Annotated in this window: 21 protein-coding genes; 12 read left to right on the forward strand and 9 right to left on the reverse strand. The window is 58.6% G+C overall.

Annotated features, from left to right (window positions below; translation table 11 throughout):
- Positions 1-20 precede the first annotated feature (20 nt).
- A complete protein-coding gene (locus ACR0MM_RS07375; protein ID WP_480695283.1) occupies positions 21-1,223 on the forward strand; it encodes an APC family permease in 1,203 nt (400 codons plus the stop codon).
- Between the two features lie 44 nt (positions 1,224-1,267).
- On the opposite strand, the gene ACR0MM_RS07380 is transcribed toward ACR0MM_RS07375, so the two are convergent.
- A complete protein-coding gene (locus ACR0MM_RS07380; protein WP_480695285.1) occupies positions 1,268-2,863 on the reverse strand; it encodes a GMC family oxidoreductase in 1,596 nt (531 codons plus the stop codon).
- Positions 2,864-2,971: 108 nt separating this feature from the next.
- On the opposite strand from ACR0MM_RS07380, the gene ACR0MM_RS07385 reads away from it, so the two are divergent.
- From ACR0MM_RS07385 to ACR0MM_RS07400, 4 genes are all read left to right on the forward strand, one after another.
- Positions 2,972-4,210 (forward strand): TRAP transporter substrate-binding protein, encoded by a 1,239-nt coding sequence (locus tag ACR0MM_RS07385; protein WP_093962894.1) that lies wholly within the window; start codon positions 2,972-2,974, stop codon positions 4,208-4,210.
- Positions 4,211-4,276: 66 nt separating this feature from the next.
- Entirely contained in the window at positions 4,277-4,942 is a 666-nt protein-coding gene (locus tag ACR0MM_RS07390) for a TRAP transporter small permease (protein WP_093962895.1), read from the forward strand.
- Positions 4,942-6,300 carry a TRAP transporter large permease gene (locus ACR0MM_RS07395; RefSeq protein ID WP_093962896.1) on the forward strand — a complete coding sequence of 453 codons (1,359 nt, stop codon included), beginning with the start codon at positions 4,942-4,944 and terminating at the stop codon, positions 6,298-6,300. Before ACR0MM_RS07390 ends, ACR0MM_RS07395 begins: the two co-directional genes overlap by 1 nt.
- An 11-nt stretch (positions 6,301-6,311) precedes the next feature.
- Positions 6,312-7,091, forward strand: coding sequence for an IclR family transcriptional regulator (locus tag ACR0MM_RS07400; protein ID WP_480695287.1), 780 nt, complete (start codon positions 6,312-6,314; stop codon positions 7,089-7,091).
- 98 nt (positions 7,092-7,189) lie between these two features.
- Here the strand turns inward: ACR0MM_RS07400 and ACR0MM_RS07405 are convergent, their stop codons facing one another.
- From ACR0MM_RS07405 to ACR0MM_RS07430, 6 genes are all read right to left on the reverse strand, one after another.
- Positions 7,190-7,591: a c-type cytochrome gene (locus ACR0MM_RS07405; RefSeq protein ID WP_480695354.1), complete on the reverse strand. Its 402-nt coding sequence runs from the start codon at positions 7,589-7,591 to the stop codon at positions 7,190-7,192.
- Between the two features lie 97 nt (positions 7,592-7,688).
- Positions 7,689-8,588, reverse strand: a complete 900-nt coding sequence (locus ACR0MM_RS07410) for a c-type cytochrome (protein WP_480695289.1) — start codon at positions 8,586-8,588, stop codon at positions 7,689-7,691.
- Between the two features lie 9 nt (positions 8,589-8,597).
- Complete coding sequence (locus ACR0MM_RS07415; protein ID WP_480695291.1) at positions 8,598-9,170, reverse strand: c-type cytochrome; 573 nt, start codon at positions 9,168-9,170, stop codon at positions 8,598-8,600.
- A 55-nt stretch (positions 9,171-9,225) separates the two neighbouring features.
- Positions 9,226-9,546: a hypothetical protein gene (locus ACR0MM_RS07420; RefSeq protein WP_480695293.1), complete on the reverse strand. Its 321-nt coding sequence runs from the start codon at positions 9,544-9,546 to the stop codon at positions 9,226-9,228.
- Positions 9,547-9,570: 24 nt separating this feature from the next.
- Complete coding sequence (locus ACR0MM_RS07425; protein WP_475144890.1) at positions 9,571-10,020, reverse strand: c-type cytochrome; 450 nt, start codon at positions 10,018-10,020, stop codon at positions 9,571-9,573.
- Between the two features lie 291 nt (positions 10,021-10,311).
- Positions 10,312-11,646: a tetratricopeptide repeat protein gene (locus ACR0MM_RS07430; RefSeq protein WP_480695295.1), complete on the reverse strand. Its 1,335-nt coding sequence runs from the start codon at positions 11,644-11,646 to the stop codon at positions 10,312-10,314.
- 99 nt (positions 11,647-11,745) lie between these two features.
- Between ACR0MM_RS07430 and ACR0MM_RS07435 the strand changes: the two genes are divergently transcribed.
- The 5 genes from ACR0MM_RS07435 to ACR0MM_RS07455 all read left to right on the forward strand — a co-directional run bounded on the left by ACR0MM_RS07435 (position 11,746) and on the right by ACR0MM_RS07455 (position 17,529).
- Positions 11,746-11,979: a hypothetical protein gene (locus ACR0MM_RS07435; RefSeq protein WP_480695297.1), complete on the forward strand. Its 234-nt coding sequence runs from the start codon at positions 11,746-11,748 to the stop codon at positions 11,977-11,979.
- A 10-nt stretch (positions 11,980-11,989) separates the two neighbouring features.
- Positions 11,990-13,462 (forward strand): guanitoxin biosynthesis MBL fold metallo-hydrolase GntH, encoded by a 1,473-nt coding sequence (gene gntH / locus ACR0MM_RS07440; protein ID WP_217353599.1) that lies wholly within the window; start codon positions 11,990-11,992, stop codon positions 13,460-13,462.
- A 4-nt stretch (positions 13,463-13,466) separates the two neighbouring features.
- Positions 13,467-14,447 carry a CobW family GTP-binding protein gene (locus ACR0MM_RS07445; protein WP_480695299.1) on the forward strand — a complete coding sequence of 327 codons (981 nt, stop codon included), beginning with the start codon at positions 13,467-13,469 and terminating at the stop codon, positions 14,445-14,447.
- Between the two features lie 128 nt (positions 14,448-14,575).
- Positions 14,576-16,249 carry a sulfatase-like hydrolase/transferase gene (locus ACR0MM_RS07450; protein WP_480695301.1) on the forward strand — a complete coding sequence of 558 codons (1,674 nt, stop codon included), beginning with the start codon at positions 14,576-14,578 and terminating at the stop codon, positions 16,247-16,249.
- 47 nt (positions 16,250-16,296) lie between these two features.
- Positions 16,297-17,529: a DUF3179 domain-containing (seleno)protein gene (locus ACR0MM_RS07455; RefSeq protein WP_480695303.1), complete on the forward strand. Its 1,233-nt coding sequence runs from the start codon at positions 16,297-16,299 to the stop codon at positions 17,527-17,529.
- Between the two features lie 430 nt (positions 17,530-17,959).
- On the opposite strand, the gene ACR0MM_RS07460 is transcribed toward ACR0MM_RS07455, so the two are convergent.
- Positions 17,960-19,453 (reverse strand): DUF1254 domain-containing protein, encoded by a 1,494-nt coding sequence (locus ACR0MM_RS07460; RefSeq protein ID WP_170456322.1) that lies wholly within the window; start codon positions 19,451-19,453, stop codon positions 17,960-17,962.
- A 34-nt stretch (positions 19,454-19,487) separates the two neighbouring features.
- Positions 19,488-20,999 carry a DUF1214 domain-containing protein gene (locus tag ACR0MM_RS07465; protein ID WP_170456324.1) on the reverse strand — a complete coding sequence of 504 codons (1,512 nt, stop codon included), beginning with the start codon at positions 20,997-20,999 and terminating at the stop codon, positions 19,488-19,490.
- 96 nt (positions 21,000-21,095) lie between these two features.
- Between ACR0MM_RS07465 and ACR0MM_RS07470 the strand changes: the two genes are divergently transcribed.
- Together ACR0MM_RS07470 and ACR0MM_RS07475 are read left to right on the forward strand one after the other, a co-directional pair.
- Positions 21,096-22,118: a helix-turn-helix domain-containing protein gene (locus tag ACR0MM_RS07470; RefSeq protein WP_480695305.1), complete on the forward strand. Its 1,023-nt coding sequence runs from the start codon at positions 21,096-21,098 to the stop codon at positions 22,116-22,118.
- 248 nt (positions 22,119-22,366) lie between these two features.
- On the forward strand, positions 22,367-22,750 hold the full coding sequence (locus ACR0MM_RS07475; RefSeq protein ID WP_170419859.1) for a DUF4345 domain-containing protein: 384 nt from the start codon (positions 22,367-22,369) through the stop codon (positions 22,748-22,750).
- Positions 22,751-22,760: the final 10 nt, after the last annotated feature.

Raw genomic sequence — 22,760 nt, forward strand, 5'->3', positions numbered from 1 at the left:
AGCGAGGCCGAACCGTTCCCTTGACGACCGAGTTGCAGAATACGTTGATCCTGGCCGCGGTCGTGGTGGTCTTGGCCATTCTGGTTTGGCCACGTGTCGCCAATTCCCGGATGTGGAGAGCCTCGATCACCCCGCTGGCGTCGATCATCGGCAGCGGGTTCCTTGTTCTTGGTCCAATCCTGGACGTCAGTTTTGGCGATCTGGCGCCGCTTGCCATGCTGGGCCTCTGCGCCGCGGCCTGGGGGTTTGGAAGCGCAATTCGATACAACATCCGCGACATTGCGCACAGATCCGACCGGGGTGCCGGTATCGAGCGGGCCGAAAGGGTCGCGTCGGCAAGCCTGTCTTTTGCCTACTTCATTTCGGTCGCCTACTACCTGAACCTGTTCGGCTCGTTTGGCGTGAGCTTGACCCAGGTGGATGACGCGTTTCATGCCCGCCTTGTGACCTCGGGCGTGCTTGTGCTGATCCTTTTCGTTGGCTGCACCCGGGGGTTTTCCGCGCTGGAACGGTTGGAGCAGATTTCAGTCGGCCTGAAACTGGCAATCATCGCCGGGCTGCTTGTCGGACTTGCCACGTATTTCGCCGAGCAATACAGCCACGATGCGCTTGTCTTTGACCCGCCGGCCGAGCGCGGCTCGCACGCGTTCATGTTGTTGGCAGGCCTGATCGTAACAGTGCAGGGATTTGAAACCTCGCGTTACCTCGGCCACGCCTATGATGCGGAAACGCGCATTCGCTCCATGCGGTGGGCCCAGTTGATCGCAAGCGCGGTTTACCTGATCTATATCGGCCTGTTGACCTATTCGGTCGAACCGGGCGGCTTGGTTCTGGACGAAACGGCGATCATTGACCTGATGCAGGTCGTCGCCCCGATACTGCCCGTTCTTCTGGTTATTGCGGCCCTGTCGGCCCAGTTCAGCGCCGCTGTCGCGGATACCAGCGGGTCCGGTGGACTGCTGTCCGAGATTTCAGGCGGGCGCGTCTCTGAACGGACCGCCTATACCGTTCTGGTCGGCGTCGGGTTGATACTGACCTGGACATCGAATGTCTTTGAAATCATCAGCTATGCGTCGCGCGCCTTTGCAGCCTATTACGCGCTGCAGGCCGGCATCGCGGCCCGGTCGGCGTCTCAGCACAACCTGCCCTTCCGCGCGTTGGTGTTTGCACTGTTCTGCATTCTTGGCGCAGCAATCGCGGTATTCGGATTGCCCGTCGAATGACGCTCTGACCTTACCCAGCCAATAACTGGCCGACAGACTCTGTGTCAGCCGCGTCCCGCGATCAGATCGCTGGCCTTCTCACCGATCATGATGGCGGGCGCATTGGTGTTTCCGCTGACGATTTCCGGCATGATCGAGCAATCTGCAACGCGCAACCCCTCGATCCCTTTTACCTTCAAATCAGGTCCGACAACGGCCGCGTCGGTCGTACCCATCGCGCAGGTTCCGGTCGGATGATAGATCGACACTGAATTCGAACGCGCCCAGTCCAACGTCCCCTCATAGTCATCACAGGACAGATCCGCGGTCGGTCGGAACTCCTCGGAGATCTTTGAGGCCAACGGATTGTGGCGCGCAATGTTGCGAGCGATGTTGACGCCCGCGACAATCGTTCGGCAATCGGTCTCTGTCGACAGATAATCCGGGATGATTTTGACATAGCTGGCAGGGTCCGGTCCATCCAACCGCAACTCTCCACGGCTTTCCGGCCTGAGTTGGCAGACCGACATCGTAAAGGCCGAAAACGGGTGCACGCCTTCGCCAGGGCTGTCCGCCGACCAGGGCTGGACGTGAAATTGGATGTCCGGGGTTTGAACATCGGGACGGGTCTTCATGAAACCAGTTGCCAGACTGGCCGCCATGGTCATGGGACCGGCCCGGAAGAACGCGTATTTCAGCGCGATGCGGGCCTGGTTGAACAGGCTCCGCACTTCATCGTTCAGGGTCGGCTCGTTGCACTTGAATACCAGACGCGCCTGCAGGTGATCCTGCAGCCCCTTGCCGACGTTCGGCAAGGCGTGAACGGGTTCGATTCCGTTTGCCTTCAAATGATCGGGGTCACCAATGCCTGACAGCATCAGGATCTGCGGAGAGTTGATTGCCCCCCCGGACAGGATGACCTCGCGACGGGCTTTCAGCGTTTTGGTTTCGCCCGACCGATCGCGGTAAACGACGCCTGTTGCGCGCTTGCCGTCCATGGCAACCCGCGCCACCAGCGCGCGCGTGATGATCGTCAGGTTCTGCCGGTTGCGGATGGGCTTGAGATAGGCGACGGCCGCACTGCAACGACGACCGTTGCGCGTAGTCAGCTGAAAATACCCGACGCCCTCCTGGTTGGCACCGTTGTAGTCGGGATTGAACGGGTAGCCTGCGGCCTGCGCCGCGGCGACCCAGGCATCGCAGATAGGGCGCTGTATGCGCATATTGGAGACGGACAGCGGGCCACCTACGCCGTGATACTCATCCTCTCCACGCTCTTGATCTTCGCTGCGTTTGAACAGGGGCAAAACATCGTCCCAGCCCCAACCGACGTTTCCCATCTGGCGCCAGCGGTCGTAATCCTCCTTCTGCCCGCGAACATAGAGAAGCCCGTTCAACGAGGACGACCCGCCCAATACTTTTCCGCGCGGCCAATCAATGGAACGCCCATTCAGGCCCGGGTCAGGCTCGGTGCGATAACACCAATCGACCGAGGGGTTGTGCATGGTCTTGAAGTACCCGACCGGGATGTGAATCCATGGGTTGGTGTCTGGTCCGCCCGCCTCGATCAACGCAACTTTGGCTTGGGGATCAGCACTAAGCCGATTGGCGATGACACATCCCGCAGAACCGGCACCGACAATCACATAGTCCACTTCCATGATCGGCTCCTCCCGAAGTTGCTAAAAAAATCCTATGCAAGATGCATGAATTAAGCTAGCATTTTTTGATACAAAACGTCTCAATAATTGCGAAACGGGAGGATAGCAATGGAGATCGGACGAAAGTTAAGTGGCATTTCACGGCGGGACTTTTTCCGCGTTGCCGGACGCTATGGCATGAGCTCCACTCTGCTGGCAGCAGGGGGTTTCGGTGGGGCCATGAGCCTTGCCAATCTCGCGCAGGCGGCTGAATCCACGTATGAAAAACGATTCTCGAAAGAACCCAAGCATACGCTGAAATTCGGCGCGGCAGGTTTCAACACGCGCAACCTTCTCATCGAACGGGCCGGCGCCATCGAGTTCGCCCGCGACCTCGAAGAGCGCACGGACGGTGAGATTCGCATTGAGTTCATCGGCGACAACCAGATCTGCGGTCAGCTGAGCTGTGTCGAGAAAACCCAGCAGGGCATCGTGGACATTTACGCGGCTTCGACCCAGAACTCGGCCGGTGGCGCACCCTATCTGAACGTGTTGGACTATGCCTACATGTTCCCGAGCCGCGCGGCGCAGTATCATTTCTTCTACAGCCCCGCCAGCCAGCGCATCCTGCGCGAGCCGCTCGAGAAGCGCCACGGGTTGAAGTTCCTGTTCACCCACTGCGAATTGCGCGGGCTTCAGATGGGGTCGACCTTTGCGGACAAGCCCACCGTCACCAAACTGGAAGAGCTGTTTGGCACCAAGAACCGCGTGACCGGCACTCAGCTGGGTCGGATCGCGATGCAGCTGCTGAACCTGAACCCGGTTCCGGTGGCCTGGGAAGAAACGCTGGATGCGCTGAAGACCGGTCTGATCGATGGTGCCGAAACCTGGGCATCGGCGGTGGCCTACGCGAACATGGCGCCGGTCGTTTCCCAGTCGGTCAACCTCAAGTTCTTCTGCGGCACCGAACACACGTCGATGTCGGCCAAGGTCTTCGACAGCCTGGGCGGCGAGCTGCAGGATGCGGTCATGGAATCGTCCTATTTCACGCAGGCGCTGATCCAGGGTGCGAACGAAGCCGCGCTGCTGAACACGGTCGGCTTCTCGGATCCGCAGCTGCCCAACACGATCTTTGCCGAGAACGGAGTGCGTGCGGCCTTCCTGCCGGACGACCAGATCAAGCTGGCCGAGGAAATGTGTGCCCCGAACTTCAACCCGGAACCCTGGGCGGAATGGCGCGAGCGTCTGAACAAATGGGCCGGCGGCATCGACACCTATCAGGAGATCTACGACATCGCGCGCGAGATCCCGGCAGACACCCTGCCGGAAAATGTCGAGCCGCGCCGTTGGTGGATGGGCCAAGCCTGATAAACTGATTTGAACCGGCCCCGCGTGGGCCGGTTCATCCGAAGACCGACTGGGAGGACGGGGTTCATGTCATTTTGGGCAGACATCGGCGCGATATTCAGCGCCTTTCTCAGCCAGGATTCCTTTGAAATTCAATCAGCGTTGGAGTCCGACGCAGCGTGGGTTGTCGGCGCCGTCGTTGCTGCGCTGGGCGGGCTTCTGGTAATGCTGATCTATCGCAAGGTTCCCTTCATCGAGCGCCATCTGGAACGATCCGTGATGGTGTATTCCTATCTCGCCATTGCGCTGATCATCTTCTGGGGCGTGATCGACAGGTTCGTCTTCAATGACCAGGAACCCTGGTCCACAACGATTCCACCCTTGCTGTTCATGGTGATGGCGTGGTTCGGGGCCTCCTACAACGTGCGCCTCAGAACGCATCTGAGCTTTAGCGAATTCCGGACCGCGATGCCACGCGGCGGGCAGTTGGCCTGCCTGATCCTGGACGCGGTGCTGTGGTTCATCTTCGCGGTCATCGTCATCGTGACCACGTCGCGGCTGGTGGCCTTGTCAGCGTCCAACTTCCAGATCGTTCTGGGCACGGACAACGTCATGCAGTGGTGGTTCCTGCTGGCGGCACCGTTGTCATTCTTTCTTATGGTCGGCCGAGTGTTCCAGAACCTTGCGGACGATCTGCGCAACTTCAAAACAGGCGAGCCGCTGATCAAGCAGGCCGTGATCGGGGCAGACTGATGGCAGACGGAACTTGGGTTACTTTGATTTCGCTCGGCGTGACATTCCTGTTCATGTTGGGCGTGCCGGTCCTTCTGGTCATCGGTTACTGGGTGATCGGCTGCTCGTTTGTTCTGGGCCTGACGCTCGACAACATGGGCGCCGAGCTTTTGAACGTGTTCAACAAGGGCTTCGCGCTGCTGGCCATGCCCCTGTTCATCCTGACCGGAGACCTGATCAACAAGTCGGGTATCGCCCGAAGGCTCAGCGACTTCGCCTATGCCTGTCTCGGATGGATACGCGGCGGTCTGGCGATGGCTTCGCTTGGGGCCTGCGGGTTGTTCGCGGCGATCTCGGGGTCGAACTCGGCCACGACAGCCACGATCGGATCGATGCTGCACCCCGAGATGGTCAAAGGCGGCTATGACGAACGCTTCAGCGCGGCGACGGCCGCAGCGGGCGGCACGGTCGGGATCATCATCCCGCCGTCGATCATCTTCATCGTCTATGGGTTCCTGATGAACCTGCCGATTTCCGAGCTGTTCGTTGCCGGCATCCTGCCCGGCGCGCTGATGGTGATCGGGATGCAGTTTGCCTGCTGGATCATCTGCCGCATGAACGGCTGGGGTCACCTGATCCCGCTGCAGCTGAACCGCGTTCTGAAAACCGCCTTCGGCGCATGGCTGGGCTTTTTTGCCATCGGTCTTGTGCTGTGGGGCATCTACACCGGCAAGTTCTCTCCGACCGAGGCCGCCGGGGTCACCGTTGGCTTCTGCGTCATCGCCGGGCTGGTGAGTTATCCGATCAACCGGATCATGGGCGCCCGCGACGATGTTTCCCCAACGGACAAGAGCTTTGCCGAAATGCTGGTGGTCGAGGGTTTCACGATCCCCGAGATCCCGTCAATCGTCATACGTTCGGCACAGATCACCGGGATCCTGGCGCCTCTGATTGCCATCTCGGTGGTAATGCAGCAGATCCTTTCCCTGTTGGGTGCCCAGGAAACGATCGGCAATTTCGTGACCTCGATGGGGGGCTACCATGCTGTTCTGTTCACCTCGATGGTGATCGTGTTTTTCTCGGGCATGGTTCTGGAGAGCCTGCCGGTGACCATCATTCTGGCTCCGATTCTGGCACCGATCGCAGCTTCGGTCGGGATTGATCCGATCCACTTCTCGGTGATCTTCCTTGTCGGAGCATCCATCGGCTTCATCACACCGCCATACGGGCTGAACCTGTATGTCGCCTCGGGAGTTACGGGCGTGCCGTATTTCCGGCTTCTGCGGTATACGGTGCCTTATCTGGTGGCGTTGCTCTCGGTCTGGATTCTGGTGTCACTGGTGCCTGATCTGGCCTTGATACTGCTGCCGAAAAACTAGACTGTAGCCGGATGACCGCGACGGACACACAAGACAAGGACACCCAGATTCCAACGAACCTGCGCCTGTTGCTGATCTTGGAAGAGGTCGCGCGGCGCGGGGTCGCGGTCAAACCGGCAGACCTGATCGAAGCGTTGGGTCTGGCAAAGCCGACGGTCCACCGGCTGCTGCAGACGGCCGAGGCCGAAGGGTTCCTTCAACGTGATCTGGACGGCCGGTCCTACGGGCCCGGCCCCCGGTTGCGGCAGTTGTCCGTGAACACTGTTTCGTCTGAACATCTGCGCACGGCCCGCCTGGCCATCCTGCGCGGAGTGGCCGACGAAATTGGTGAGACCTGCAACCTTGCCATCCCCGACCGCGAGGGGATGATCTATCTCGACCGGGTCGAGACCAAATGGCCGCTGAGAATCCAGCTGCCGATCGGGACACAGGTGCCGTTCCACTGCACCGCCAGCGGAAAGATGTACCTGTCGACCCTGCGCCGGAACACCTTGGATGGGTTTCTCTCGGCCCGCGGACTGACCGCGAACACCGAGAAAACCATTACCGACCCCAAGGCCATGCGTGCCGAGATCGCCAAAATCGCCCAGAACGGTTACTCGACCGACGACGAGGAGTTCATGCCCGGCATGGCCGCCGTCGCGGTTCCGGTCTTTGACGAGAATGACCGGCTTGCGGCCACTCTGTCTGTGCACGCCCCCACACAGCGGCACGATCTGACAAGCCTGAAGCAATTCCTGCCACTGCTGCAGTCCGGGGCACTCAAGCTGTCGGGCCTGCTTGCCTCGTAGGATGGCCTGTACGGGGCCCAGCCGTGCGGAGGCGAGTAGTGATCTCGCCCAACCGACTTGAGCAGTCACAGAATTGACGCGCCAACCCCGGCTAAAAATCAGTTGCCTTCACGGGCTTCCGCCTCTGTGCGTTGGCGTTGAATCGCGCGTTCACGCTCGGGCCAGCTGTTCTTGATGAACGCGAGGATGTCCCGGATATCCTGATCGGTCAGGCTGTCGGCAAATCCCGGCATTCCGCTTTTGACCCCCGAGACTCCCATTCGCTTTAGCATCTCCTCGCCGCCCAGCTTGGTATAGTCGAACAACAGGCCATCGCCATGATGCCAGGTGTGACCGGTTCGATCATGCGGCGGGGCTGGCAGGACGCCGTCCGCATCAGGCGTTTGCCAATCGGGCTGACCCTCCAGCTTGGCCCCGTGACACGATGCACAGTTCTCGGCATAAAGCGCCGCCCCACGTAGCGGATCGGCGGATGCACCGTCAGGCACGCCTTTCGACATCCACCATTGAACGCTGGCTACACCGATGATCACAACGGCCACCGGTGTACCCCATTTCATCATTGGCGAGATCGCTTGGCGCTCCGACTCCACCTTTTCACCCTCCGTCATGGTCATTGAGCAGATAGGTGGCCATGGCGCGGTGGTCTTCTTCGGTCAGGAAGCGGGTGCCGTAGGTCACGACCTCGCCCATCGCGCCACCGAATACGTCACCGTCGGGCATGATGCCTGTGCGCAGGGCATAGGCCAGGCTGTCGACCGTCCAGCCCCGCCTCTCCAGGGTTTCAGAGTCGATGGCCGGCGCCTTTTCGCCGCCCGGCAGGGCATTACTGCCCTTGAAGTACTCGGTATCTGACTTGCGGGCGCCCAGCAGATTGCGCCCGGTGTGGCAGGCGGCGCAGTGGGTGGCGCCTTCGACCAGCAGCCGGCCGCGGTTCCACACATCACCTTTGCCGGGAACCGGATCGGTGCGCGGAGGATCAAGGTAGGCCGCGCGCCACAGTTTCAGCCCCCAGCGCTGGTTGAAGGGAAAGGCCATCTCCTGCGCGCGGGACGGCGTGGCCACCGGGGGCACGGTCTGGAACGCCGCCCACAGGTCGGCGATGTCCTGATCGGTGAAATCGGCGTAGAACGGGTACGGGAAGGCCGGGTAATAGGGCTGCCCGTCCGGCGCCACGCCTTGGCGTACGGCCTTGGCGAATTCCTCGATCAACCAGCCTCCGATGCCGTGGTCCGGGTCGGTTGTCAGGTTCGGGGAATACAGCGTGCAAAACGGCGTCTCGAGCTTGACGCCGCCGGCCAGGGGCGCGCCGCCCTCGGCGAAGTTGGTGTGGCAGGCGATGCAGCCGCCCGCCCGCGCCAGGTAGGCCCCGCGGTCAACCTCGCCCGTCAGGTCGGGCAGTTGCGGCGTCAGACCGATCGGCCACGCAACCACGGCGGCCACGCCCGCCGCGGCCAGTACGGCAGAGGCAAGGCCCAGACGATAGATGCGTTTCATCGTGGCACCCTATTCCGACCGGAACCGCGTGTGACAGGCCGAGCAGGTCTGGCCCAGCATCATGAACACGCCATCGGCGGGCATCTCGGACAGCTCCTCGCGCCCGGGGGTTCCGCCCGTCATGGCCCCGCCCCCCATCATCAAGGCGCCGCCCATCATGCCCGATCCGCCCATCATACCGGACCCTTGCCCGGCACCGGCCATCATCAGCCCGTTGTCGGCCGCAAGGGCCAGCCCCTCGGCATAGGTCTGCAGCTGCTCGGCCAGTTCGGCGAAGGCGTCCCAGTCCTGCCAGATCGCGGGTTTGGCCTCGGAGGGCATGCCGTCGCTGCCTTCGGGGAACAGCCGGGTCATGCTGTCGCCGGCATGGCGGCCGATGGTCTCGGCTGCGCGCCGGACGGTGGCGGCGTCATAGGGTATCTTGCCCTGCATCATCGGCGTCAGGGTCTTCATGGCGTCCTTCATGGCGGACATGCCGTCCATGCGTTCCTTCACGATCCCGGTGGCGCCACCATGCGCCAGGGCGGTCACGGCAATCATCGACGCCAGCACGGCGCCCGTCGTCAGTTTGAAAAGGGTCATCATCTTGTCCTGTATGTCTGCTTCAACTCGCCCCCCGAAAGGGGCCGTTCCTGACTCAGGACACGACGCGCGGCGGAGGCGGGTCGAACAGGGCCACCGGCAACATCCGGCACCGGCCCGACGGGATGGCACGGCGGCTGATCCTTGAGACCAGCGCGGAAACGACGGGCGCGGCCACGGTCATGGCCACGCCGTTGCAGAAGGCCCCGCCGTGGCAATGGCCCGGGTGGCCCTGTTCGACATGGTCGGGGTCGGATGCTTCCAGTTCGACAACTGCATGTGTGCCCCCATCGCCTCCATGCGCAAAGGCGGGTTCCGAGAACACCAGAAAACCGGCCAGGACCAGGCCCAAGGCCAGAATCCACCGTCCGATCATCCTGTCCGCCGAGCTGTGCAAGGTTCAGTTTATCCCGTTCTCGCGCTGCAGTTCCCTGACATAGGCAACGATGCCCTGCACGTCAGCACGGGTCAAGCCAGCGACCGGCGGCATGTCGCCAAAGCGCCAGTGGTGGGCCTGAACACCATATTGAACCGCTCGCTGAAAGGCCTCGTCCCCGTGGTGGCTGGGCTCGTAGATCTTATGCACCAAGGGCGGCGCCAGGCCTTCCAGCCCCGTGGCATTCGCCCCGTGGCAGGCTGCGCATTTGACGTCAAAGGCAACCTTGCCCATCTGGGCCGGCGCACTGAACGTCGCCGGCACGCTGACTTGCGCGATCGGATCCCCCTGCGACAGCGACGAGGTGTCAGGCACCTCCATCGAGTGCCCTGCAGGTTGTTGGCTGAGGTTGTAGGCGAACACGGCAGCGCCTGCGATCAGTACGCCGCCTACAAATAGCGTCAGTTTGTTCATCGGCTCGTTTCACTCGGTTGTTTTTTGGCTTGGCGCGGGCGACACCAAAACGGTCTGACACTGATCAAACCTGCTTGACCTGCCGGTTATGCCGCCCTGCGCACAGTTTCGGGGGGGACTGTCTGCCCCATTCCCGCGCTGGAAGGTCAAGAGAAGTTTGCCGCAGATTTCCCCCAAAGCCGACGAAGGACTGCAGCACCGCACCGAAACGTCAATGCCGAGCTGGGCCGCGCACGAAGCCTTCAGTTGGAACCTGAAGACTTATTAATGGCGCAGGCTGCGACGGGCTTGTCAGTACTTCGCCAGAGATTCGAGTATCTTCTTCCGTATGTCGGCGTCATCCGGAAAGATTCTTTGCACCAGAAATTCGGACGGAAAATCTGGCCACGTGGCATCCAACTCGTCAACGAGCCTTTTTGCTTCGTCAAAATTGCCCAGCTGATCATGTGCGACGGCCTGGAACAAAAGTGATGGCCCGCTTACGGGCGCTCCTGCAGCAGGCGCACCCTGAAAGGCATCGACAACGTTTTCGTAGTTCCCGAGCACAAGCTGCGATACGCCCCAGATATTTCTCGCACCAAATCGGCCGGATCCGGATCTGGCCCGCGACGGATTGCTGACCTCGGCCGCAAGTTCGGGCTCGTTCGCAATCAGGGCGGCAATCCCGACAAGGTCCAGAACATGCCCATCTTCAGGCGCAAGTTCAGTAGACAGCCGGGCGTATTTCAAAGCCTCATCCGCATCGCCCGACACCGCCAATCGCCAGCCATTCGAGGCGTTGGCCCATGCACCCGACGGCGACAATTCAAGCGCCGTCCCTGACATCTGGGATGCTTGGCGCAAAAGATCCTCTCGTGTGTCCTCGTCTTGAGACAGCAGAGCCAGTGTCGCCAAGACCTGAGCCATGCCCGCATAGCCATCCGGCAAGGCCGGGTCGAGCTCGGTGGAGTGCTGGAACATTCCCAAGGCGATCTGCTGGCGTTTGGCATCGAAGACCGGAAAGAACATCCCCCGCGCCTGATCCGCCAGGTTGGCCGCCTGCAATCTGGCAAGCGATTGCTGACCAAGCGCAGCCCGTTCGGCCTGCCGGGTGGTGTTGGAGGGTTGCCCGGCCTCGTCGTTGCCGGGTCTCAGCCACATGCCCAGTGTGACGATCATGGCCACAACGCACAGCCCGACCAACAGAAGTCCACGCAGGTGGCTGGGTCCGCCGGACGGGCCGTGGCTTGCCAAGTCCGACTTGGGATCATCCAGGGAAGCTTGGTGTGAAAACCGCGGTTTGTATCCGCCTGGATCGACGAAGATCCGAACGCCCTGACCGTCCCAATGGTCTTCGTAAAACTCACGCAGCAAACGCCGTAGTCGCCTGGCCTCTACCCGAACCAGATTTCGACCGCCGCTGCCATCAATGCTGCGACCGTACACTTCGACTGCAATGGCCTTGCCGCGGATCTGGGAACCGCGACCGGCGAGGGTTTCCTCGACGACATAGGTGAGGAACTGCTGAAGCCGGGGCGACGTTTGGAACTCGGCGCTGGCAACAATGTCACGCAGCGCCTGCCGAACCAGGTCAGGTGATGGCAGCCCAACATCTTGATCTATCGATAAATCATTGGCTTGGTTCACTGCAAACTCACCCCCAACTCACGGTGACTCACTTGGCCGCCACGGTCAACCGCACGCATCTTGATGCGAGAATAGATAGTGGGAATCGGGCTTTATCCAGTGACGGACGACCTCAAAGACGAGCTACCCGAGCTTTCGACTGCGCTTTCCAGCCAGTTCGAGCCGGACGCGATTCTGAGCGAGGCCATCGAGGACTTCGGCAAAGTCTGCGCAAAGCTCAAGGATACGTCGATCACCGCGTCCGAGCGCGAGGAATGGGCCCACATCAAATCTGAACTTGTGAACGAGCTTCGTCGTCTGGCGAAGCGCAATCTTCGAAACGCATCCGACTGAGGGTATCGCAATGACCGACAAAGACCAAAGCAACGATCACGTAAACGAGCAAAACCAGCCAGCGGATGAAATCGAAAACCCTTCGCGCCGGCATGTCATGCAGGGGCTGGCGGCAGGTGCGGTGGCAACGGGGGCTGTCAGCTACGGCTCTGGCACAGCGCAGGCGCATGAGGGGAACGGCCCTCTGGGTGAAAGCCTGAAGAACCCCTATGGCGGCCGGCCGGCCGGCGGCATCACTCTGCCCGAGTACTTCCGGCCGACGAAGTACATGACCGGGTCGAACGCAAACTATTTCCCGCTTTCCGAGGAATTGGGGCCCGACGAGATGCGCATCTCGTTCTGCGGGTCAACGCCGTTTCCTCCGCGTGAGGATCAGGCAGGCACCTGTGTGATGGTCGAGCTGGGCAATGGAAAACGGTTCTTCTTCGATTTCGGGTCGGGCTGTGTGCGCAACATCATCGGGATGCAGGTTCCTGCGCAATTGATCAACGATATCTTCATCACGCATCTGCATGTCGATCACTACGCCGACATCCCCTATATCTACCCGTTCAGAGCCTGGTCGGGTGGCTACACGCCGCTGCGGATCCACGGCCCGTCCGGCCGGACACCCGAGCTTGGAACGGCGGGCATGGTGGACGGCATGAAGCAAATGCTGAAATGGCATTTGGAGGCCTTCGACGTATTCCCGATCGGAGACGGCTATGAAATCGAGGTCAACGAGTTCGATTTCCGTCAGGAAGGCGGCATCGTCTATGACGAAGACGGCGTCACCGTTCGCTCCTGGCCACGCAGCCATGCCAAGGACGGCGCGGTCGGGTATCGCCTGGATTGGAACGGCCTGAGCTTCGTTTGGACCGGGGACGGCCGCCCGGATGAATTGAGCCTTGAATACGGCAAAGGCGTTGATGTGTTCGTCACTGAAATGTCCGGTCAGGATATCGGCCAGTTGATGACCTACAAATACGGCCTGCCGCAGGAGCTGTTCAACTACACGATCGATACCCATCACACCTCGCATTATGCGGTTGGCAAGATGATGGCTGAGGCACGCCCTCGGCTTGCGATGGTAACCCACTACACGCAGGACGAGGACATTGATGCCGAGATGCTGGCGGGTATCCGGGCCCATTATGATGGGCTGTTCGCCTGGGGTCTGGACGTGGCCGTGGTCAACGTCACAAAAGATGCGATCTGGTATCGGAAGGCGACACTGCCCGGCAAGTCAGGCTCGGTCGCACCGTTCCGTGAATTGGGCAAGATGGAAGCCGAAGGCAAGATCACCTTGCCAGATGAAATCAAGCCACCTGCCCCGCGGTCATCGCGCGCCGAACAGCAGGACCAAAAGTACCGCGACATGGAGATCGATCCCAAGGAATACTACCCCTCCGACGTGTTCCGCGCCCCCAATCCCGAATGGCCCAGCGACTTCGTGATCAAGACCGACGACGTCATTCCAAACCGCAAGAAGAAGACGGAGTGACAGTATGATCGAGTTTGGTTCGACTGCGGCGATCCCGGTCACGATTCTGACTGGCTTTCTCGGGGCGGGGAAAACTACCCTTCTGAACCGCATCCTGACCGGCAATCATGGTCTGCGGGTTGCGGTTCTGGTCAACGATTTCGGCTCGATCAATGTGGATGCTGATCTTGTGGTTGGCCTGGAAGACGATGTGATGAGCCTGGCGAATGGGTGTGTGTGCTGCTCGATCCGGGATGACCTGATCGAAACGGTCGAGGCCGTTCTCGCCCGACCGGAGAAACCGGAATACATCGTCCTCGAGGCCAGTGGCGTATCGGACCCGTCCTCGATCGCGATGACGTTCACGGACCAGAAGTTCCGGGACATGATCCGCCTCGACAGCCTCATGTGCCTTGTCGACGCCGAGCAGCTGTTCGCCGCACCAGAGCAGATGGAGTTGAAACTCAGGCAAATCGCGTTTTCCGACATGGTCATCTTGAACAAGGTGGACCTGGTCAGCACAGAAACAGTTCAGAAAGTGCACGACTGGCTCGGCTCGCGTTTCCGCAGGTATCGCCTGGTCGAAGCGGTCAATGCGGATGTCCCGCTGGACATATTGCTGTCGGTCGGCCGGTTTGCTGCCGAACAGCTTGAGACAGAAGTGCCGCAGCACCATGAGCATGGGCCCGACTGCGGGTGCCAACACGCTGATCATTCTGACGGATTCTCAACCACGATGATGAAGGCTGAACAACCCATCAGCCTGTCATCGCTGAGAGGCGCAATTCGAAAGCTACCGGGCGACGTCTATCGCCTCAAAGGATTTGTTTTCAGCGAGGAGGACCCGGATCATCGCATTCTTGTGCAGGTCGTCGGAAAGCGCATGGATATCTCACGGGATGGCGCATGGGGTGACCGAAAGCCCGAGACGCGGCTTGTGGCAATCGGCGCGCCCGGGGCGCTTTCGGAACACGTGCTCACCGACGCCCTGTTCGAAACAGCTTAGCGAACACGCCGATGGTTTGCCCCCAAACGGGGCGACCGGCCCTCGTGCCACCGCCCCTGAATTTGATTTAGAGGCCGAAATAATTAGACTTGTCGCAATCGCAACCTTCCTGCAGCGGGGAACCCTTAATGTTCACAAGACTTTTTTGTTTGGCGCCGGCCATCTCGATCCTGTTGTCTTCCCCGCTTTTTGCGCAGGACACACCGATCATCCATGACGCACAGTACTATATTCTGGAAGCCCAGAATGGCGAGCAGTGGATTGAAGACAACGCTGCCGTCGATGCGGTGCTGGCAGAGTTCCGTGAAGGCAATGCTGGCAACCCTCCCAACATCGTGTCCATTCTGATCGACGATCTGGGTTTCGGCGACATGGGCATTCCCGAACTGAATGCGGTACGCGGAATTGAGACCCCCAACATCAATGCATTCTCGGACGAAGCCATGCGCATGGTTCGAATGTATACCGAGCCCTCCTGCACGCCGACGCGCGTGGCCCAGATGACCGGGCGCCTGCCGGTGCGCATGGGCATGGGCGACACCACGGTCGACATTGCCGGCTTTGGCCTTCCCGGAGATGAGGTCACGCTGGCAGAGGTTCTGAAAGAGGCCGGCTATGCCACCAGCCATGTCGGCAAGTGGCATATGGGTGATATCGCGGAAAGCTGGGCGATGAACCAGGGTTTCGACTATGCGCAGCATGCCATCCATCAACAGGGTCAGCTGACGATCTTCAACGATGACGCCATCCGCGAGCAGGTCTCGGTCGGCATCCAGGACTTCGAAGAGGACTATATCGTAGACGATTGGTTCCGCCCCGATCCTGCCGCCATGGCCACCGTCATCGAAGGTGAGGCTGGCGGTCCAATCCGTGAAATCCGCATGCAGCCGGGCGAGCGGTGGGACGCAGAAAAATACGATGAGATGAACGAACAGTTCCAGCTCAAGGCGCTGTCTGAACTGCAGCGGCTGGCAGGCGGCGACACCCCCTTCTTTCTGCAGTACTGGCCGATGATCCCGCTGGACAACACGCGTGCAGGACGCGACGGCCCCGAAAGCGTGAATGGCGGCCTTTACGCCGACAAGTTGCAACTGCTGGACGAATATCTGGGCGTGCTGTTTGACGAGATGGAGACGCTTGGCGTAGCCGAAAACACCATTGTAGTGCTGATGGGCGACAACGGACACTTCACGAAATATTCCCCACAGTCAGGTTTCACGCCGATGATTTTCCGCGGCGGCAAGGGAGATACGACAGAAGGCGGCGTACGTGTGGATGCCTTCATCCGCTGGCCCGGAATGATCGAGGCGGACTCGATCGTGAACAACATCATCCATGTGTCGGATCTGTATACGACCCTTTCCCGCCTCGCTGGTGCCGACGCGTTCATCCCACGGGACAGGCTCGTGGATGGGGTGGACCAATCCGCGTCAATCCTGTTCGGTGATGAGTCGAAAACGCGCCGCGATCACGTGATCATCTATTCGGTAGCGTCCCCGAAGGCGATCGTGAAGGACCAGTTGAAACTGAACCTTCCGGGTGCCGGAGAAAGTGCAATTCTGGCGAATTTCTTCGATATTTATCGGGATACGCATGAAAAGTACCCGGTTTCGACCGAAGTCGGCGCATGGGGCGGCCAGGAATTCCAGCGCATTCTGGGCCGGCATCTTGCCCGAAAGAAGCTGTATCCTGATACCGAACCTGCGCGCGGCGTGCCGTATGAAGGCATCGAAAACCTGCGCCCGGAAACCGTTGCCGCGGTCGAAGCCTTTCTGACCAAACAAGCTGCGGTCGAACGCTAACTGCAGTCCGACCTCACCTCGGCCCGCCACGTTCAAGAGGCACCTCCATGCTTGCCAACCTGATCTTCTATATTGGACTCGCTGTCTCGCTCGGGATTGGCTTCCTCTATTTCCGCGACCTCGGCGACGTCTCTCAGATGTTGTTGAAAGTAAAGCGAGAAAACATGATCCGCTTCATTCGCAACGAATATCGGTTGATCGGGCTTGGCCTTGCGGCTTTTGCGGTTGCGACCATAGCCCGCTTTGCGTTCGGTGCCGGCATCGGCGCGATCTGGTGGGCGGGCGCGGTTCTGGCATTGGTTCTGTTTGGCTTTCCCTATGTGTGGGTCCATTTGGGGTTGAGAAACCAACTCAACACAGCCCGGTATTACAGCATTGCCGAAGCGGAACGGTTCGTCGGACCGACCGCGCCCGTGATCGTGATGACAAACGGCGATCACGCCCGGGCACATCCTGACGCCCAGATCATGCGGCCCCACCTGGCCGGCGACGCCAAGGGGCTTGGGGGCGAAGACATCGTCATGACCTATTGTGCAATGGCCAATCTTGGTCAGGGTTACAGGCCATCCATCGAAGGGAAGCGGCTGAACCTTCAAGTTCTAGCGCAACATGGCAACAACCTGATCCTGCGGGACAACGACACCGGGGAACCGATCCAACACATCTACGGGTTTCGAGAAGCGGATCGGGACACCGCATCGGACGGTCCCGCCTGTCCATTGCGCCCAGAAGCTCAAATGAAGCCATGGCCAACGTTCCGCATGACATTCCGTGGCTTCAAGAAAGCCTACCCGGAAGGTGAGGTCTTTCTGAACAAGCCGTCGAGCAACCCGTTCCTGAGACTGCTGGACATGGTGCTGGAGATCGTTTTCGGATGGGGTATCTCTAGGCAGCATCAGGAAGCTGCCCCCGTAATGGACAACATGGAGCGCGCGCCTGACACACGCCTGCCCAACAAGACACCTGTTTGGGGCGTGACCATCGGGTCGGATGCCGTTTGTTGGACCGACGACTTCGTGGTTGACCAGAACTGGCTGGTGAACACACAAGTCGGTGGGCGTGATCTTGTGGTCCAAATAGACCCACATTTCGAAAGCCTCGGGGTCTGGTACAACGACAGCGGAAAACCAGTAAAGCGATGTGACTTTTGGGGAAATAGCGATCAGGGGCAACTCACGCGGGTTGAAACCTTGCGTGCCGGTTTGTTCTGGCACGTCTGGGCAGAGTTCTTTCCCAACACAGATGTCAATCGCATCGGCGGTAGCGCGAAGTTGAGTTAGGCGGATTGGCTCATCGGGCGTGAAGGTGTGGCGCCAAAGTGGAGCGCTTTCGGAGAAGCGCTCCCAAAGCGCATCTGCTTCGCGTCCCAAGACATTACCCTATACCCTATCGGTAAAGGACTAGCCTTGGCCCACAGCTTGGATTTTGTGGATTGTTTTGATTTTGTGGTTTTGGTTGCGGGAGAGCGCAACCGCCGTTGTCGAACGCAGTTAAAATGCATGATTAAAGCGTAATCCTTTTGAAAGCAGACGTTCCTATCAAAACACTTGTATGACCGCATTGAGCCCATAGCAGACAAACAGAAGGGCGGCACTACGAGGTAGTTGCCGCCCTCCCCATGTTGTTGTCGCGTTATTCGGGATGCGCACTCACATGGCACGACATCTCTTTCTCGAAAGCGAACTGTTGCGGCGCCAAATTGACAGTCTATCACTTCATAAGTTCGATCTCGCCCGGTCGCCACGATCCCTCAAACCAAGGCTCGAGAGGGCCATACAAACGCAATACGGTCGACCACGATTTGCCCGGCATCGTCTGTATCCAGTTGCCTTCTTTGCCTTCAGGCGCTTCAGGCGCGAACCAGACAGTGTAACTTCCGTCTTCATTCGCTTCCAATGTCGGCTGGTTGCTGTCGACCCCTGCGAGTTTCTGATCAGTTTCGAGCAGCGAACGGGTCTGGGTGTCGTAGACGACGAAAGACCAGTAATCCTGCGCGGGCGGATTTGGTGGTATGGTGACGGAATAGGTTTTGCTCCCGTCGAAGTAGTTCCCGTCACTGTCCCGGTTTGCCAGCGCATATTGCGACCCGACACCAACCTTTTGTGCAACCATGGCAGGCGTAATGCCAGTCGCGTAGTAGTGGAACAGGGTCCGCGCATCGAGGATTTTCACGTCCCCCGCCTGGAACTCATGATTGCCACCCACGAACGCTGTCTTCCAATACCCTTCGTCATAATAGAATGGCGCACGCGAACGAGGAGCAAAGTTCAACGACTTTGCCGCCGCCGTGCCTAGTGCGACTGCCTCTGTGAGCAGCAGCCTCAGTTCGTCATCGGGTTCAAATGGTTCACCTTTCCGGATACCCAGCGAGAACATTGCTCCCATCAACTCATCGGGAAGGGCTCCTTCCGCTTCGCTGTCGACAACGGCCTTCATCTCTTCAAAGAAGGAAAAGTCGTTGGCGTGGATCGTGTTGAACTGAAGATCAGTCAGGTTCACGAATTCCTGATCGGGCGGCGCATCGCGGTCATCCCACCGGTAAACACGAAGAGTTTCCTTCACACGATCCACTGCGGCTCCAACGCCGTCTTCACCATAAAAAGCACGCAACAGAAACCAGTTCCGATAGCTTTGCGGCTCCACAATATAGTAACCGTCGTCCGGCAACTCGCCTTCATAGTCGGGTGGAACGATCAAGAACTTCCCACCCTCACCAGCGTCAGGCCCAGCGTTCCCGATGTCAGTGACATAACGCATATAGGCATCGTTCACGAACCCCAGCATGCCCGGCGGCACGTCGTAAACCACTGGCCCTTCGGAGAGGTCCGTACAGTTGAGAATGTAGATTGTCGTGGTGTTCGGCGTGAGAAGAAGCGAACGGGCGTTATACAGGTCTTCAAAGATCCCGATCTTCATCGGATCAACGCCAGCGCCCTCTTCGAGCCCGTGACACATTGCATATGTTGAAGCTGCAGGCATTCCATCCATGAATACCTGCATGCCACGCATGAAGTTTAGTGCGTTATACGACAGCTTAGCGGTATCCGGCGTCGGCAAGCCGTCAAAATACTCCAACGTTCCAAATCGTGTCTCCACCTGGTCCGGTACGACTATGCTATCCGGAACTTCGGCCTTGTACTCTTGGGCTGGAGATTGCGATGCGAGTACCAGGGCGGTTAGCACGGTTAACGACTTTGTTTTCATTGTTCGCTCCAACGGGAATTTTTGTTTATTTTGATCAGTTTACTTTTTCTAGATCGCCCAGCATCCAGCCACTTTCCAACCATCCATCTTGCGGCCCATATAGACGGAACAAAAGAAAGTACGGCTCCGTGGTTGGTATCCAGTTGCTTTCCATGCCTTCCGGTGCCTCTGGTCCAAAAAAGATGTCGTAGGAACCGTCTTCATTGGCTTGCATGGAGTCTGTGTCGCGCTCGGACAGGCCCACTGGGTCAACGTTCCGAATGAAGCTCTTGGTCTCCATCGAATAAACAATCACTGACCAGAAATCTTCGGCAGGTGTGTCCGCTGGGACGTTCAGTCTGTAAGTCTGATGGTGGTCATACATTTCGCCGTCGCTGTCGCGAAGGCCCGTCAAATAAAAGGTACCGCCACCGAGTTGTTTCGGCAGGTACGTGATCCAGAAGTAGCTGCCGCCCGCACGCGCATCCACAAGTACCTCTGTCTCAGTCTCATATGGGAAACCAGCCTCGGGTTGACCTTCGGCAAAGTCCCATATCAGCCACTGGCTCTTCATCTCGCCGCTATCGTCGACCCAGAGCGGGATCATGGCTTTGCCGGGCGTTACAAAGTAGTTCTGCATTGAGGCATACGCCAACAACAAACCCTCATTCATAGCTTGCATCTGAATTTCCGATGGCTCGAAAGGTTTTCCCTTTTCGATCCCGAGATCCTTCAGGAAATTTATCATGACCTTGTCTTGTGGTCTGACAGGGTTGTTTTGAACGTAATCGTTCAAGTCCTGAAAGAATGTCTCGTTGTAGTATGGAAGCGAGTCGTACGGCACTTCTGACGCTTCGAGATAGTTGTTGGGTGGCGGATTGTCGGCCTCAGACAGGTAGTACACTTTGATCGTCTGAGCGTAGTCGGCCGCATCGGCGTCCGTTCCGCCATTCGTCAGTTTTGGCCGGAACGAAAACCCATATTCGTAGGTATCTGTTTCAAAGGGAAGGTATCCCGCCTCAGTTAATTCCTCCAGGGACATATCCCCTTCGTAGCCTGGGGGTAGCATGAGGTACTTGCCGCCGGCACCTTCATCGAAACCATCGGGACCAACGTCCACAATAGGAACATCCCAAGCATTTACGATTGTACCGAAGTAGTTCACCTTGTCGGTGGCAGCAGGCACTTCAATGACAAGGGGACCGGGTTCCGAGGTCATTGAAGCCCAAGCATAGGCCGTAACATCGTTGGCCGTAAGAAACCCATGTTTGGAGTCGAACGGCTTGTTGAGATAAATGATGTCGTTGTAGTCGCCACCGAGGTCGCGGCGAATGCCCTTCAGAAAATCGATCATACCAGCGGCGGGCATTCCCCAGATTGCAGTCTGAGTGGCGCGCTGCACCATGATCTTGTACTCGATGTCCTCGACTTCGGCTGATCGTGCAAGGATGTCACCCGTGTCGTTGAAAGACTGGGAAAGAACTGGCGAGGAAGAAATACCCACAAAAAGCGCCACGCCAAAAAGATGCGTCGACAAACCGCTGTGTGATGGCCCAAGTATCTTCATGGCGCAATGCTCCCTGCTGTTTGTGGAAAGCTTGCACATCCGACCAGCCGTTGCGTATCATTTCACGACACGCGGGCAAACAAGCGGGTTGGCGGATTGAACCTACCACCGATGATTTCGGCCAAGGCCTTGGGCGCGATGCCCCAGTTTGTGCTTGAGGCCGCTGGGGAAAGACGCCTGTTGCGTGCTTTTGACTCTGCCGATCTTCCTGTTCACTTCATTGAGGAAAGAGGCGGTTACATCTCGGAGCATGCCTTGGCGACCTTTGTGCACGAAGCCGCACGATCCACGGGACAACAAAACATCGGATTGTTGTGGTCACCGTATCTCACCGTCGCGGACTACGGCGCCTGGGGGAGTTACGTTCTTTCTGCTCCAACGCTGGGGGCAGCGCTAATACGAGCTTCTGCCGTCATGCCATTTCATTCGTCCACGGATCGCGCGTGGCTTGAAACTTCGGGCACAAGCGCGCGCTACTGTTATCGTTTTGGGCTTCGCTCGCATTTCGCGTATCCAGACATCGGTTTCTCGGCCGTTGGGGTTTTTCTGAGCATATTCCGTGCGTATTTAGGAAACGACTGGAAGCCATGGGCCGTGCTCTTGGACTTCCCGAAGGTTCCTGGATTTGTAGAGGCAGAAGACACCTACGCTTGTCCTGTAGTCTGGAACGCCTCCCGGCTTGGAGTTGAGTTTGATGCATCGGCTTTGCGAGCCGAAGCCTCACCCAAAAAACTCACCGGCGGCTCGACAACCGTCGGAGATATTTCTCGCGAACGATTGGGCGGCCCGCCCCAAACACTTCGAGGACAAGTCGAAGAGGTGGTTTGGCAACAACTCCATCGGGAGGAAATGTCGATTGATGCCACCGCGCGTTCGCTCGATCTTGGCGTTCGCACACTACAACGGAAGTTAGCAAGCGAAGGGGTCCGTTTTCGCGAAATCGTCAACGATGTCAGGGTAGCAAGGGCCGAGGAACTCCTCACAGATACGCGCGAGACAGTCTCCAGTATCTCCTCCATGCTAGGATATGAAACCGCAAACAACTTTAGCCGCGCATTTAGGAAGGTGACGGGACTGACGCCCTCTGACTATCGCAAGATGAACTCCGACTATAGTTAACTTGTGGGTCGCGAGAGCATTCTTCCAATGTCCGTTTCGTCCGCAAAATAGACGTTCAAGCAAGTTGCAGCAAACGACCGCAATGCGGACAATGCGGAAGTTAATAACTTATGCTTTTGTGCATTGAATTGCGCCTTTGGAGCGTTGCGTTCAGAGCCAAGAAATTGCTAGCAAACTCTAGTGAAGCAGCGACGAGTGCGCGTTTTTTGAACCCATGTGTTACTCACTTGAATTAAAGGCTGAACATTATGAGTGATCGTCTGTTGTTGCTCCTTGCAGCACTTGGCCTCGTGCCGATTGCACTATCTTACGGTCTCGTACCGTCTGTCACAGTGACATATTTGCTTGGCTTCCCAGTGGAAGGAACGAACCAAGCGCATGTTTTCCGAGCCATAATGGGGCTTTATCTGGCAAATGCCGTTTTTTGGCTGATCGCAGCAGGAAAACCGGAGTTGCAGCGCCCCGCGCTGTGGGTGCTTTTTCTGTTTATGGTGGGCCTAGCCACCGGGCGCGCGCTGAGCATCATATTGGATGGTATGCCTGGGTTCGTTCTATTGTTCTATCTTGTGGCCGAATTGGTATTCGGCGTGTTGGCCTTTGTTTCGTTGCGAAGAAATGATGAAATCACTTGAGGTTGTTATG

Source organism: Ruegeria sp. BC6 (assembly GCF_056539185.1).